The organism is Streptomyces sp. NBC_00448, from assembly GCF_036014115.1.
Taxonomy (GTDB): Bacteria; Actinomycetota; Actinomycetes; order Streptomycetales; family Streptomycetaceae; genus Actinacidiphila.
The window spans coordinates 5,588,281-5,600,355 of record NZ_CP107913.1 but is presented as its reverse complement, the minus strand read 5'-3'; the positions used below and the strand labels follow the sequence as shown (position 1 = coordinate 5,600,355).

General features: G+C 74.0%; 13 protein-coding genes. 3 read left to right on the top strand and 10 right to left on the bottom strand.

Annotation, left to right across the window (positions count from 1 at the left end):
• Positions 1–121 precede the first annotated feature (121 nt).
• Positions 122–1,462 carry a D-inositol-3-phosphate glycosyltransferase gene (gene mshA / locus OG370_RS23930; RefSeq protein ID WP_328474348.1) on the bottom strand — a complete coding sequence of 447 codons (1,341 nt, stop codon included), beginning with the start codon at positions 1,460–1,462 and terminating at the stop codon, positions 122–124.
• A 295-nt stretch (positions 1,463–1,757) separates the two neighbouring features.
• Between mshA and OG370_RS23925 the strand changes: the two genes are divergently transcribed.
• Positions 1,758–2,546 carry a class I SAM-dependent methyltransferase gene (locus OG370_RS23925; RefSeq protein WP_328467570.1) on the top strand — a complete coding sequence of 263 codons (789 nt, stop codon included), beginning with the start codon at positions 1,758–1,760 and terminating at the stop codon, positions 2,544–2,546.
• A 249-nt stretch (positions 2,547–2,795) separates the two neighbouring features.
• A complete protein-coding gene (locus OG370_RS23920) occupies positions 2,796–4,184 on the top strand; it encodes a PP2C family protein-serine/threonine phosphatase (protein ID WP_328467568.1) in 1,389 nt (462 codons plus the stop codon).
• A 130-nt stretch (positions 4,185–4,314) separates the two neighbouring features.
• Here the strand turns inward: OG370_RS23920 and OG370_RS23915 are convergent, their stop codons facing one another.
• The 3 genes from OG370_RS23915 to OG370_RS23905 all read right to left on the bottom strand — a co-directional run bounded on the left by OG370_RS23915 (position 4,315) and on the right by OG370_RS23905 (position 5,981).
• Positions 4,315–4,698, bottom strand: coding sequence for a DUF2516 family protein (locus OG370_RS23915; protein WP_328467566.1), 384 nt, complete (start codon positions 4,696–4,698; stop codon positions 4,315–4,317).
• A 146-nt stretch (positions 4,699–4,844) separates the two neighbouring features.
• Positions 4,845–5,450 (bottom strand): hypothetical protein, encoded by a 606-nt coding sequence (locus tag OG370_RS23910; protein WP_328467564.1) that lies wholly within the window; start codon positions 5,448–5,450, stop codon positions 4,845–4,847.
• 63 nt (positions 5,451–5,513) lie between these two features.
• On the bottom strand, positions 5,514–5,981 hold the full coding sequence (locus OG370_RS23905) for a helix-turn-helix domain-containing protein (protein WP_328467562.1): 468 nt from the start codon (positions 5,979–5,981) through the stop codon (positions 5,514–5,516).
• A gap of 114 nt (positions 5,982–6,095) precedes the next feature.
• Between OG370_RS23905 and OG370_RS23900 the strand changes: the two genes are divergently transcribed.
• On the top strand, positions 6,096–6,965 hold the full coding sequence (locus tag OG370_RS23900; RefSeq protein WP_328467560.1) for an alpha/beta fold hydrolase: 870 nt from the start codon (positions 6,096–6,098) through the stop codon (positions 6,963–6,965).
• 57 nt (positions 6,966–7,022) lie between these two features.
• Here the strand turns inward: OG370_RS23900 and OG370_RS23895 are convergent, their stop codons facing one another.
• The 6 genes from OG370_RS23895 to OG370_RS23870 all read right to left on the bottom strand — a co-directional run bounded on the left by OG370_RS23895 (position 7,023) and on the right by OG370_RS23870 (position 11,862).
• Complete coding sequence (locus tag OG370_RS23895) at positions 7,023–8,363, bottom strand: MFS transporter (RefSeq protein ID WP_328467558.1); 1,341 nt, start codon at positions 8,361–8,363, stop codon at positions 7,023–7,025.
• 153 nt (positions 8,364–8,516) lie between these two features.
• Positions 8,517–9,383, bottom strand: a complete 867-nt coding sequence (locus tag OG370_RS23890) for an RNA polymerase sigma-70 factor (RefSeq protein WP_328474346.1) — start codon at positions 9,381–9,383, stop codon at positions 8,517–8,519.
• On the bottom strand, positions 9,380–9,958 hold the full coding sequence (locus OG370_RS23885; protein ID WP_328467556.1) for a carboxymuconolactone decarboxylase family protein: 579 nt from the start codon (positions 9,956–9,958) through the stop codon (positions 9,380–9,382). The genes OG370_RS23890 and OG370_RS23885 overlap by 4 nt, the downstream gene beginning before the upstream one ends.
• 103 nt (positions 9,959–10,061) lie before the next feature.
• Entirely contained in the window at positions 10,062–10,478 is a 417-nt protein-coding gene (locus tag OG370_RS23880; protein ID WP_328467554.1) for a VOC family protein, read from the bottom strand.
• Between the two features lie 10 nt (positions 10,479–10,488).
• Positions 10,489–10,923, bottom strand: a complete 435-nt coding sequence (locus OG370_RS23875) for a helix-turn-helix transcriptional regulator (protein WP_328467552.1) — start codon at positions 10,921–10,923, stop codon at positions 10,489–10,491.
• Positions 10,924–10,932: 9 nt separating this feature from the next.
• The gene (locus OG370_RS23870; protein ID WP_328467550.1) at positions 10,933–11,862 is read right to left on the bottom strand and encodes a LysR family transcriptional regulator; all 930 of its coding nucleotides are present in this window, start codon (positions 11,860–11,862) and stop codon (positions 10,933–10,935) included.
• Between the last annotated feature and the right edge of the window lie 213 nt (positions 11,863–12,075).

Here is a 12,075-nt window from a genome sequence, read left to right as displayed (position 1 = left end):
CCCCTCCGGCGCGGAGGGCACGGACGACGCGTCGGGCCCGCCCGGCGCGCTCGGCCCGCCCGGCGCGGAGGGCTCCGTGGACTTCGAGGGCTCCGTGGACTCGGGGTGCTCCGGGGAAGCGTCAGCCATGGGCCGATCGTAGGTGACGGCGGTGCTCCTGCTGCGCCGCCGCGTACACCTCGGCCGTGTCCGCCGCCGCGGCGCCCCAGCCGAAGCCGCGGGCGTGCCGGGCCGCGGCCGCGCCGAGGTCGTCCGCGAGGTGCGGGTGGTCGACGAAGCGCCGCAGCGCGTCGGCGTAGTCCCGCGGGTCGTGCCCGGGGACGAGGAAGCCGGTGCGGCCGTCGGCGACCGCGACCGGCAGCCCGCCGACCGCGGCGGCGACCACCGGGGTGCCGCACGCCTGCGCCTCGATCGCGACGAGCCCGAAGGACTCGCTGTAGGACGGCATGACCAGGACCGTCGCCGCGCGGTACCAGTCCGCGAGCCGCGCCTGGTCCACCGGCGGCTGGAACCGGATGACGTCGCACACGCCGAGCCGCGCGGCCAGCTTGTGCAGCGCCTCGGGCTTGGCCAGCCCGCTGCCGCTGGGGCCGCCGACGATCGGCACGACCAGCCGCTCGCGCAGCGCCGGGTCGCGCTCCAGCAGCACCGCCACGGCGCGGACCAGCACATCGGGCGCCTTCAGCGGCTGTATCCGCCCGGCGAAGAGCGGGATCACCGCGTCCTGCGGCAGCCCGAGCCGGGCCCGGGCGGCGGACCGCCCGCCGGCGTCGGGCCGGAAGCGGTCGAGGTTCACACCGGGGTGGACGACGGCGACCTTGCCGGGCGCCGCGTCGTAGTGCCGCGCAAGCTCGGCGGCCTCCTCGTCGGTGTTCGCGATCAGCCGGTCCGCGGCCGCCACCACCTGCGTCTCGCCGATCACCCGGGCGGTCGGCTCGGGGCAGTCGTCGGCGGCGAGCGCGGCGTTCTTCACCTTGGCCATGGTGTGCATGGCGTGCACCAGGGGTACGCCCCAGCGCTCGGCGGCCAGCCAGCCGACGTGGCCGGAGAGCCAGTAGTGGGAGTGCACCAGGTCGTAGTGCCCCGGGCGGTGACCGGCCCACGCCTGCATCACGCCGTGCGTGAACGCGCAGAGCTGGGCCGGCAGGTCCTCCTTGGCGAGCCCTTCGTACGGGCCGGCGTCCACGTGCCGCACCAGCACGCCGGGGGCCAGCTCGACCGCGGGGGGCGCGCCGCCGGTGGTGGCCCGGGTGAAGATCTCCACCTCGATGTCCCGCTCGGCCAGCCGTCTGGCCAGCTCCACGATGTACACGTTCATACCGCCGGCGTCGCCGGTGCCCGGCTGGTGCAGAGGAGAGGTGTGCACGCTCAGCATCGCCACCCGCCGTACCCGGCGCCCGACCGTCCACCGCTTGTGCGGGGTTCCGCGGCGCGCGCCGAGCCGGGACGTGTACGTGGTCACCATGCGATCCTTCCGGCAGCCGTACCCCCGTCGTCAACCTCGCACAACACCGGAATCTGCGATTCCATTTCCGATCTTCCGCACCGATGTCAGGTCGTTACCACGGCGCCCGGGGCCACGACCGGCATGACCCGCGTGACCGGCATGGCCGTACCCGCGCCGGTACGACGACGGCGTGACCGCGCGCTCCCTCGTGCGAAGCCCCGTGCCCGGCGCCCGGTGTATCGCGCGGCCGGGCCCTTCGCGGTGCGCACGCCCCCGGTCCGCCCGTTCACGCTCGTCTACCCTCGTGCCCATGAGCGGCGGGCGCGCGGTGGGCACGGTGACCAGGGGCACCACCAACCCCAACCGCCTGCGCCGGATGGACCGCTGGATCGCCGCCACCCTCGCCCGGGAGCTGCGCAACGCCGCCGACCCGCTCGCCGTCGACCTCGGATACGGCGCCGCGCCCTGGACCGCCGTCGAGCTGCTGACGCGGCTGCGCCGGGTACGGCCGCAGGTCGAGGTGGTCGGCGTCGAGATCGAGCCCGCCCGGGTCACCGCGGCACTCCCCTATACCCGCGACGGCCTGACCTTCCTGCACGGCGGCTTCGAACTCCCGCTGCCCGGCAGCCGCCGCCCCCTGCTGATCCGCGCGGCGAACGTGCTGCGCCAGTACGACGAGGCCGAGGTGGCCGGCGTCTGGGCCGCGCTACGGGCCCGGCTGGCACCCGGCGGCCTGCTGGTCGAGGGCACCTGCGACGAGATCGGGCGCCGGCACGTCTGGGTCGCGCTCGGCCCGGAGGGTCCGCGCAGCATCACCTTCGCGACCCGGCTCGGCTCGCTCCACCGCCCGTCCGACCTCGCGGAGCGCCTCCCCAAGGCGCTCATCCACCACAACGTGCCGGGCGAGCCCGTCCACGCCTTCCTCACGGCGTTCGATCGCGCCTGGGCGTCCGCGGCGCCCCTCTCCTCGCTCGGCGCGCGGCAGCGCTGGATCAGGGCGGTACGCGACCTGCGCGACCAGGGGTGGCCGGTGCTCGACGGTCCCACCCGCTGGCGCCAGGGCGAGATCACGCTGGCGTGGGAATCCGTCGCGCCGTGAGCGGCCGCGCCTTCCGGGTCCGGGGCGCCCTGAGAACGCCACCTGGACCCGGAAGAGGGTCGCGTACGCCACACGGTTGCACCCGTCACGCGTGACCTTGGTCATGGGCGGATGCCCCCATTGGCTCCCAAACCGCCCACCCGTACCGGCATATGGCACGGGGGATTCACTTTCGGCACTCCCGTCCCGTCCGCTTGAACCACTAGGGTCGCCAGACCGAGACCTCAGGGGGAGGGAAGGAGCCGAGTGATGTCCGCTGCCAGGCGCGGCACCGAACGGCCCTCGGACACCCACCGCGGTGCCCAGGGCCGTGAAGGCGTGCCCGCGGACGCCTCGACGCGGCACGACGCTCCCCAGGAGCCCCCGGCGCCGGGACCGGCACCGGCCCGCTCATCCGATCCGGCGCCCGCCGGCGCGACCGCCACCGGCTCCACCGCCACCGGGCAGACGCTGGCGCTGCCCCGGCAGCGCCAGGACACCGTCCCGGACCCGCTCGTGCTGACCCTGCTGGTGATCGGCGACGACCCGGCCGGCGCGTTCACCGCGCCCTACTTCCACGAGTCGGGCGGCCCCCGTATCCGCCTGCTGCGGGCGCGCAACCTGACCGCGGCGGGGCGGCTGCTCACCGACGACGTGCACTGCATCCTGCTCGATCTGCCGGACGTGCTCGGCGGCCTCCAGCAGGTGCTGCGCCTGGCGCCGGGCACCGCGGTCCTCGTCCTCACCGACGGCACGGACGACGGGGAGACCGCCGCCGAGGCGGTCAGGGTCGGCGCGCAGGACCACCTCGTACGGGACAGCGTGGACGGTGGGACCGTCACCCGCGCCGTGCGCTACGCGGTGGAGCGCAAACGCGCCGACCTCGCGCAGCGCCAGCTCACCCAGACCCGGCTGCTCGCCCGGGAGAACCGGCGGTTGGAGCGCGGGCTGCTGCCCACCCCGCTGCTGGAGGGCGCGACCGGGCTGCGGTTCGCCTCGCGCTACCGGCCGGGCCGCAGCCGGGCCCTGCTCGGCGGCGACTTCTACGACACGGTGCGCACCCCCGACGGGACCGTGCACGCGATGATCGGCGACGTGTGCGGGCACGGCCCGGACGCTGCCGCGCTCGGCGTGGAACTGCGGATCGCCTGGCGGGCGCTGACCTTCGCCGGGCTGGGCGGCGAGGAACTGCTGCGCACCATGCAGGACGTGCTGGTGCACGAGCGTGCCGACGAGGAGATCTTCGCCACGTTGTGCGCGGTCGACATCGCGCCGGACGGCCGCTCGGCCGAGCTGCACCTGGCCGGGCATCCGGCCCCGATGCTCGCCGCCCCCGACCGGCCGCCGGCGTTGCTGCCGTTCGAGGCGGGCGGGCCGGCGCTCGGGCTGCTGCCGGACGCCTCCTGGGACCGGATCGGGGTCCGGCTGGACGGCGAGTGGTCGCTGATGCTCTACACCGACGGCCTGATCGAGGGCCGGATCGGCAAGGGCACGCTGCGGCTGGGCCAGGAGGGCATGATCGGGCTCGCCGGGCAGCTGATGGCCGCGGGCCTCGGCGGTGAGGAACTGCTGGACGCGACCATGGCGAAGGTGCGCGAACTCAACGGTGGTGAGCTGACGGACGACGTGGCCGTGGTGCTGCTGGAGCGGCAGCCGTAGGACGCGGTGCGGCACGGTGTCGCGCTGCGGGCGGGGGCTACCCGCCCGGCCGCGAGGACCGGGGCCCCGTCATCCAGGTGGCCCGTCATCCAAGCGACCCGGACCAGGTGCCCCGCCCGGACTCAGACTCTCAGCGGCGGCCGTTGTACGGGCCGTACGGACCGTCGCTGCTGCTGCCCCCGCTGCGGCTGCCGCCACGGCGACCGAAGCGGCCACCGCCGCCACCGGCGCTACGCCCACGGCCGCTGACGGCGCGGACCGCCGGGCGGACGTCGACCATGTACACGATCACGGCGATCAGGCCGATGACCGGCAGGAACGACATGATGCTGAACAGCTTCATCACCGCGGCCGCGATGCCGAGGATGATCAGCCAGAACGCCTTGGTGTTCTTGTCCGCTGCCCGATAGGCGTCCTCACGACGGATCGCCGCGTCGACGAACGCGAAGAGCGCGAAGAGGAAAAGCGCCAACGAGATCAGGCCGACCACCGAAAAGAACGCTGTGATCAGCAAGTCGTCCACCGCCTCTCAGTCACTGTCTGGTCATGGCCACCGTACCGGTCCTACCCGCCTAACGGACCGGGCGCGCATCCGGTGCCCGGTCCATCGGTCGGTCTTCACCTCGTTCGGCCCCGGTCGGCCGCGCCGAGGCGGGCGGGTCACTCCGCCGGCTTCCGCGGGGTGGTACGGCGCTGGGCGGCCGGCTTCTTCGGGGCGGCGGGCTTGGGGGACTCCGTCGCGGCCTTGCCCGACTGCGGCTTCGGCTTGGCGGCGGACGCCGAGGCCGATCCGGATGCCGAGCCGGACTTCGACGTGTGCCCCACGGCGGGAAAGTCCACGACCTCGTCGGCCGGCTCGCCACGCCACTTCGCCACGGCGTCCTTGCCGCGCACGGCCAGCTCGTCGTACGTCTCGCGGGTGCGCACCGCGTACTCCGCGGCGCGGCCGACGCCCTGGAGCGCGAAGCCCTGCACGGACTCGCCGATCTTGCGGAAGTCCGGCCGCAGCTCCTTCAGGTCCAGATCGGAGAAGGTCTCGTTGAGCTTGCTCTGGGCGTCCTTGGCTCCCTCGGTGACGCGCTGCTGCACGTCCTTCGGGTCCGTCGCCCGCAGCTTCTCGAACCGCTCGGGCGCTTGCTCGCGCAGCTTCTCCAGCAGGCCCGGGACCTCCCGCAGCTTCTCCGCGGCCAGGTCCGCGGTGCCCGCGACCGCGTAGAGCGGGGTCGGGTTGCGCAGGCCCTTCACGATGTCATCGGTGATCGTCATTGCTCTCGTCCCTCTTCTTCCTTGCTTCGTCGCTTGCACGTCGCTTGCTCATCGCTTGCTTTGTCACTCGTTCGGCGGTTGCCCGCCGGTCCTGCCGGGTGCTGCCCGGCCCGCCACCACCGAAGCGGCCGCCCCGTCCCGACCCGCTTCCCACGTGGCGCCCGTGCCGTCCGCCCCCTCCGGGGCCGCGGCGTTCTCCTTGCGGAAGGACTCGTAGATCTGGATCAGCACCTGCTTCTGCCGTTCGTTGATCGACGGGTCGGCCAGGATCGCCGCCGGCACCTCCAGCTCGTCCCGCTCCCGCGCGTCGAGCATTCCCGCCTGCACGTAGAGGGTCTCCGCCGATATCCGCAGCGCCTTCGCCAGCTGCTGCAGGATCTCCGCGCTCGGCTTCCGCAGCCCGCGCTCGATCTGACTCAAGTAAGGGTTCGACACCCCCGCGGCATCAGCGAGCTGCCGCAGGCTCAACTGCGCACTGCGCCGCTGCTCCCGCAGGAACTCCCCCAGCTCGCCCACCTTCAACGCACCCATGACCCCAGCGTGCCCCACCCCGCTAACTATTGCAAGCAACCTGCTTGCAACTGTTTCCCTCCACCCGCGGCGGGAGTCGTGACAGGGGTCGGTGGGGGTGGCATCGTGGGGCGGATGGGTACGGATGAGGTGGTGACGGCGGAGGACGGGACGCGGTTGTGGGCGACCCGGGGCGGTGAGGGGGCCCCGGTGGTGTGCTGCCACGGTGGGCCCGGGTTGTGGGACTTCTTGGGGGACCTGGCCGGGCTGCTGGCGGACCGGGCCACCGTGTACCGCTGGGACCAGCGCGGATGCGGGCGGTCGCAGCGGCGCGGGCCGTACTCGGTCGCCCGGTCGGTGGCCGACCTGGATGCCGTACGGCGCCACTTCGGGCTGGAGCGGATGGCGCTCCTGGGGCATTCGTACGGGGCCCAACTGGCCCTGCAGTACGCGCTGGACCACCCCGAGCGGGTCAGCGCACTGGTCTACGTCTCCGGCAGCGGGATCGACGCGCGCGACACCTGGCGGTCGGTCTACCAGCGGAACCTGCGTGCCAACCTCGGGGCGGACCTGGACCGTTGGGAGGATCTCGGCGACCGCGAGCAGCGCACCGAGGCGGAGGAACGGGAGTGGTGCGTACTGCAGTGGTCGGCCGACTACGCCGACCGGGAGAAGGCGTGGGAACAGGCCGAGGAATCGGCCACACCCTGGTTCGGCGTCAACTTCGCCTGCAACGCGACCGTCAACGCCGACGTCCGCCGCACCTCGGGCACACCCGAACTACTCGCGGCCTGCCAGAAGTTGGAAGTGCCCGTGCTGATCGTGCACGGCGCCGAGGACATCCGGCCGGACTGGGCGCTCGACTCGTTGGAGCGAGCCCTCCCCCGGGTCTCCCGGACACTGCTCGACGGCGCCGGCCACCTCCCCTGGGTGGAGCGGCCCCACGCGTTCCGCGCCGCGGTCGGCGACTTCCTGGCACGCGAACTCCCCTTCCATGGAAGGTGAGTTCGCCGGCGGACCGACGTGGTTCCGCCCGTGGACGCACCGGTGGACGCGCCGGTGCTACGGACCTTCGCGGCGCAGAGATCGTAGGGGTGGGGTGGTGAGGGCGGCGAGGCCGGCCAGGCAGGCGAGGGTGGCGCAGAGGGCGATCGCGGGTCTGGGGCCGGAGGCGTGTGCGAGCCAGCCGAGGGCGTTGTTGCCGACCACCAGGGCAAGGCTCTGGACCAGCGCGAGGAGCGACTGGACGCGGGACAGGTGCGTGTCGGGGGCGCCCGCGAGGACCAGGGGGCCCAGGTGGCAGGCGAACATGCCCGAGCCGCTGCCGACGAGGACGGCCGCGGCGACGGCGGCGGCAGGGGCGGACGCCGGAACGGCCGCGAGCGCGGCGGCTCCCAGCGCCGCGGACACCAGCCCCAGGCCCGCGCCCGCGCCGATCCGCCGCAGCGGTCCGCGGCGGGCGGCCACCAGCGCGGCCAGGAGTACGCCGGCGCCCTGACCGGCGGCGACCAGGCCCGCCGTACCCGGCCCCCAGCCGTCGGACCGCGCCAGCAGCGGCGCGAGCAGACCGACCACGGGGAGCACTCCGGCGGCAGCAACGGCCGTCAGGAGCAGCGCGGGACGCAGCACGGGATCGGCCGCGGCCAGCCGCACCCCACCGGCGATCCCCGCGAACAGGCTTTCCGGACGCGGGACTTCCCCGCCCGGGACTTCCCGACGCTGGTCTTCCCGGCCCAGGGCTTCCGTACGCGGGACTTCCCCGCCCGGGACTTCCCGACGCGGCGACCGTCGCGCCTCGGCGGCCGGCCGCACCCACGCCATGACGGCGAGGACCGCCGCGAACGTGGCCGCGTCGACCAGCGCGGTGCCGCTCAGGCCCGCCACCGCGACCAGCACCGCCCCCAGCGGAGCCCCGAGCAGGGCGGCGACCTGACCGCCGGCCTGCCGCACGGCCAGCGCCCGGGGCAGTTGCTCCTTGCCCACCAGGCGGCGCGGCATGGACCCCGTCGCGGGCAGATAGAACGCGTCCACCGTCCCGACGACCGCGGCGAACCCGAGCAGCATCGCCGGCGGCGCGCCCCACACCCGGCCCGCGGCGGCGAGAGCGAGTACGGCCGCGAGCATCACCACGTCCCCGGCGATCATCACCCGGCGCGCCCCGAAGCGGTCCCCGACCGCCCCGCCCAGCAGCAGGAACACGGTCCGGGGCAGCGTGATCGCGGTCAGCACCAGCGCGGCCGTCCGGCCGCCGTGCGCGCTGGCCGCCCACCCCAGCGCGAAGGCGAGAGCCGCGTCGCCGGCCAGCGAGGCCCGGGTCCCCGCGAGCCAGAGCAGGTACGACCGGGGAAGCGCCGTCCGCGCGGGTGGGGGGACGACCGGGTCCGTGGTGCCGAGTGAGGCCATGGCCGCCGACCGTAGGGCCCTCAAGTCGGTCGAGGGCCAGCCCGCACTCCGCACAACGCACCGCGAGGAGTTCGCCCGCGCGGGTACGAGCACGCACCCGCGACGCGGTCCGGGCGGCGCGCACCGCCCGGACCACGCCCCCAACCACGCCCGCTACCTGCTGAGTTCGGCCGGTTCCGCCATCCGCGTCAGCTTCCGCGGGTTCCGCACCACGTAGATCCGGGTGATCCGCCCGTCCGCCACCACGAGGCTCACCGCGGCCGGCTCGCCGTCGAACTCGATCCGGACCGCGGCCGCGCCGTTGAGCCACACCGTCGCCACCGCGAACCCGTCCACCACCTGGTTCGCCCGCGCGAGCAGCGTCGCGACCCGCTCCGCGCCGCGGACCGGCACGAGCGCGGCGGTCACGAACCCGCCCCCGTCGGCGATCATGACCACGTCGGGCGCGATGACCTCCATCAGCTCCCCGAGCCGCCCGGTGCGCAACGCGGCCATGAACCGCTCCACCACGGCCTGTTGCTCCGACCGGCTCACCCGCACCCGCGGCCGCCGGGCCGCCACGTGCTCCCGTGCCCGCCGCGCGATCTGCCGCACCGCGGCCGCCGACTTCCCGATCGCCTCGGCGATCTCGCCGTACGGCACGTCGAAGACCTCGCGGAGCACGAACACCGCCCGCTCGGTCGGCCCGAGCGTCTCCAGCACGGTCAGCATCGCCATCGAGACGCTCTCGGCGAGTTCGACGTCGTCGGCGACGTCGGGGCTGGTCAGCAGGGGTTCGGGCAGCCACTCGCCGACGTACTCCTCACGCCTGCGGGCCAGGGTGCGCAGCCGGTTGAGCGCCTGCCGCGCGACGACCCGGACCAGGTAGGCCCGCGGGTCGCGCACCTGGGCCTGGTCGGCACCGGCCCACCGCAGCCAGGACTCCTGGAGCACGTCCTCCGCGTCGGCCGCCGACCCGAGCATCTCGTACGCCACGGTGAACAGCAGGCTGCGATGGGCGACGAACGGGTCCCCGGTCACCGCGCCGGTACGGCGCCGGACGCCTGCGGGCGTGCGGCCAGCGGGACTTCGCACGCGGCGGAGTAGCCCTGCGACTCGATACCGAGCGCCGTGTTGCTCCGGGTCGCGAGGTTGGCGAAGGCGATGACCACGGTGAGTTCGACCATCGCCGCCGGGCCGAGCCGGTCGAGCAGCCGCGCGGACAGCTCGTCGGTGACGGTCGGCGGCGTGACCGTCATGGCCTCGGCGTACTCCAGCACGTCCCGCTCCAACGGCGTGAAGACGTCGGACTCGCGCCAGCGCGGCACCTGGCTCGCCTTGGCCAGGTCCAAGTCCTGGTTCTGCGCCTGGAAGTAGCCGATGTCGAGGCACCAGCTGCATCCGACCTGCGCCGCGACGGCCATGTGCGCGAACGTCTTCAGGCTCGCGTCCGCCGCGTCCCACCGCCCCGCCATGCGCCCGAACTCCAGGTTGTCCTGGGCGATCCGAGGGCTGTGCCAGGTGACCTCGACGGGTTCGGGCACGGTACCGAGCAGCTCGGTCATCTTCTCCCGGACGTCGGCGGGGAGTTCCGCCTTCGGTACGCGTAGCGCCATGGTGTCCTCCTTGAATGTCTGCCTGTTCGGCATGAAGACACCGCCCGGACCGAGGTTGTGACACCTCACCGGGGTGGTGGGGGTCGTCGGCGCTCGATCGCCGTCAGCGCTTGCGCGGCTGGTTGAAGCGCAGGAGGTTGCCGGCCGGGTCGCGGAAAGCGCAGTCGCGGACGCCGTACGGCTGGTCGACCGGCTCCTGGAGCACCTCGGCGCCCGCCGCGCGGATGCGCTCGAAGGTCGCGTCCACGTCGTCGGTGGCGAAGATCACGCCGCGCAGCATCCCCTTGGCGAGCAGTTCGGCCATCGCGTCCTTGTCGGCGGGCGAGGCGTTCGGGTTCGCGAGCGGCGGTTCGAGCACGATCTCCACGTCCGGCTGCGACGGCGAGCCGACCGTCACCCAGCGCATCCCCTCGAACCCGACGTCGTTGCGCACCTCGAGACCGAGCACATCGCGGTAGAACGCGAGCGCCTTGTCATGGTCGTCGACGGCGATGAAGCACTGCGAAAGCCTGATGTCCATGGGCTTCACGCTATGGGCTGGTGGCGGATTCCGCGCCTCCGCGCCCGGCCGGACCGTTGCGCACCGGCCGGGTGAGGATCTTGGCCACGCACGCCGGGATGGCCGCGCCCGGGTCATGGCTGCGGGCCCGGTACGCGCTCGGGCTCTCGCCGACCAGTTCGGTGAAGCGCGAGCTGAACGACCCCAGCGACGTACAGCCGACCGCGAAGCAGACGTCCGTCACGCTCAGGTCGCCCCGCCGCAGCAGCGCCTTGGCCCGTTCGATCCTGCGGGTCATCAGGTAGCTGTACGGGGTCTCGCCGAAGGCGGCGCGGAAGCTGCGGGAGAAGTGCCCGGGCGACATCAGCGCGACCCGCGCCAGCGCCGGCACGTCGAGGGGCTGTGCGTAGTCGCGGTCCATCGCGTCTCTGGCCTTGCGGAGCCGGACGAGGTCCTCGATCATCACCCGGCCAGTCTACGGCCGGCCCGCGGGCCCCACCGGGTGCGCGCCGCCCGGGCCGGTGAGGAGGGCCTCGGCGTGCTTGCGGAAGGCGGTCACCAGCCGGCTGCGGTCGCCGGCGCGGGTGGCCAGCACCACATGGCTCGGTTCGACGCCTTCGAGCGGGATCAGGGCCAGGTCGGGGCGGGGGCCGATCGTGCCGGAGCCGAGCGGCACGATCGCCACGGCCTGCCCGGCGGCGATCAGCTCGATCTTGTCCTCGACGGAGTCGACCACGGGACCGCCGGGCGCGGAGCTGCCGTCGGGGCGGGGGTCGATCCGCCAGAAGGCGTTCCAGGCGGGGTCGGCGACGCGGGGCATGGGTTCGTCGGCGACGTCGTCGAGGGTGACCGACTCCCGCCCGGCGAGGCGGTGGTCGTAGGGCACCAGCAGGACCCGCGGCTCGTCGTAGAGGACCGTCACATGCAGCCGGCCGGTGGCGAACGGCAGCCGGGTGACCACCGCGTCCACCCGGTGGTCGCGCAGGGCCTCGCCCGCTTCGTGCCAGAGCAGGTGGTGGGTGCGCACGTCGGCGTCCGGGTGCTTGCGGCGCAGCTCGCGCACGGCCGGGGTGATGATGATGTTCGTGATGTAGCCGATGGTGATACGGCTGGGCTCGGCGGCGGCGCGGGCCCGCGCGGAAGCCTGGGCGGCGGAGCGCAGCAGCGCCCGCGCGAGCGGGAGGAAGACCTCGCCGGCCCCGGTGAGCCGGCTGCCCTGCGGAGTGCGGTCCAGCAGGCGGGCGCCGACCTGCTCCTCCAGGCGGTTGATCTGGCGGCTCAGCGAGGACTGGGTGAGGTGGAGGGCCACGGCGGCCCGCCCGAAGTGCCGGTGCTCGGCGACGGCGGCGAAGGAGCGCACGAGCCGCAGGTCGAGGTCCTCGCGGGGCACTGGCGGATCTGTCATGACTTCAGCGTAGCGGCCGCACCTGGCCGCTTCACCGCTTGCATGTGCCGTGACCTGCGGTGTTGCGGATATCGGGATGCGCGTTCCGGAACATTCATTGGACCCGTGGCGCCGCGCGCCCGCAAGGTGGCAGCACGGGCCGGGCGCCACCGTACGGCCGTGCCGGGCACGTCGCGGACGGCCCGGTCCGTGGCATCGCGACCAGCACGAGCG

Excerpts from the sequence above, each read along its gene's own strand:
- OG370_RS23880 (WP_328467554.1), bottom strand. The coding sequence starts at position 10,478 with ATGGACATCAGGCTTTCGCAGTGCTTCATCGCCGTCGACGACCATGAC.
- OG370_RS23895 (WP_328467558.1), bottom strand. The coding sequence starts at position 8,363 with ATGGCCTCACTCGGCACCACGGACCCGGTCGTCCCCCCACCCGCGCGG.
- OG370_RS23925 (WP_328467570.1), top strand. The coding sequence starts at position 1,758 with ATGAGCGGCGGGCGCGCGGTGGGCACGGTGACCAGGGGCACCACCAAC.
- OG370_RS23920 (WP_328467568.1), top strand. The coding sequence starts at position 2,796 with ATGTCCGCTGCCAGGCGCGGCACCGAACGGCCCTCGGACACCCACCGC.
- OG370_RS23885 (WP_328467556.1), bottom strand. The coding sequence starts at position 9,958 with ATGGCGCTACGCGTACCGAAGGCGGAACTCCCCGCCGACGTCCGGGAG.
- OG370_RS23905 (WP_328467562.1), bottom strand. The coding sequence starts at position 5,981 with ATGGGTGCGTTGAAGGTGGGCGAGCTGGGGGAGTTCCTGCGGGAGCAG.
- OG370_RS23870 (WP_328467550.1), bottom strand. The coding sequence starts at position 11,862 with ATGACAGATCCGCCAGTGCCCCGCGAGGACCTCGACCTGCGGCTCGTG.
- OG370_RS23910 (WP_328467564.1), bottom strand. The coding sequence starts at position 5,450 with ATGACGATCACCGATGACATCGTGAAGGGCCTGCGCAACCCGACCCCG.
- OG370_RS23900 (WP_328467560.1), top strand. The coding sequence starts at position 6,096 with ATGGGTACGGATGAGGTGGTGACGGCGGAGGACGGGACGCGGTTGTGG.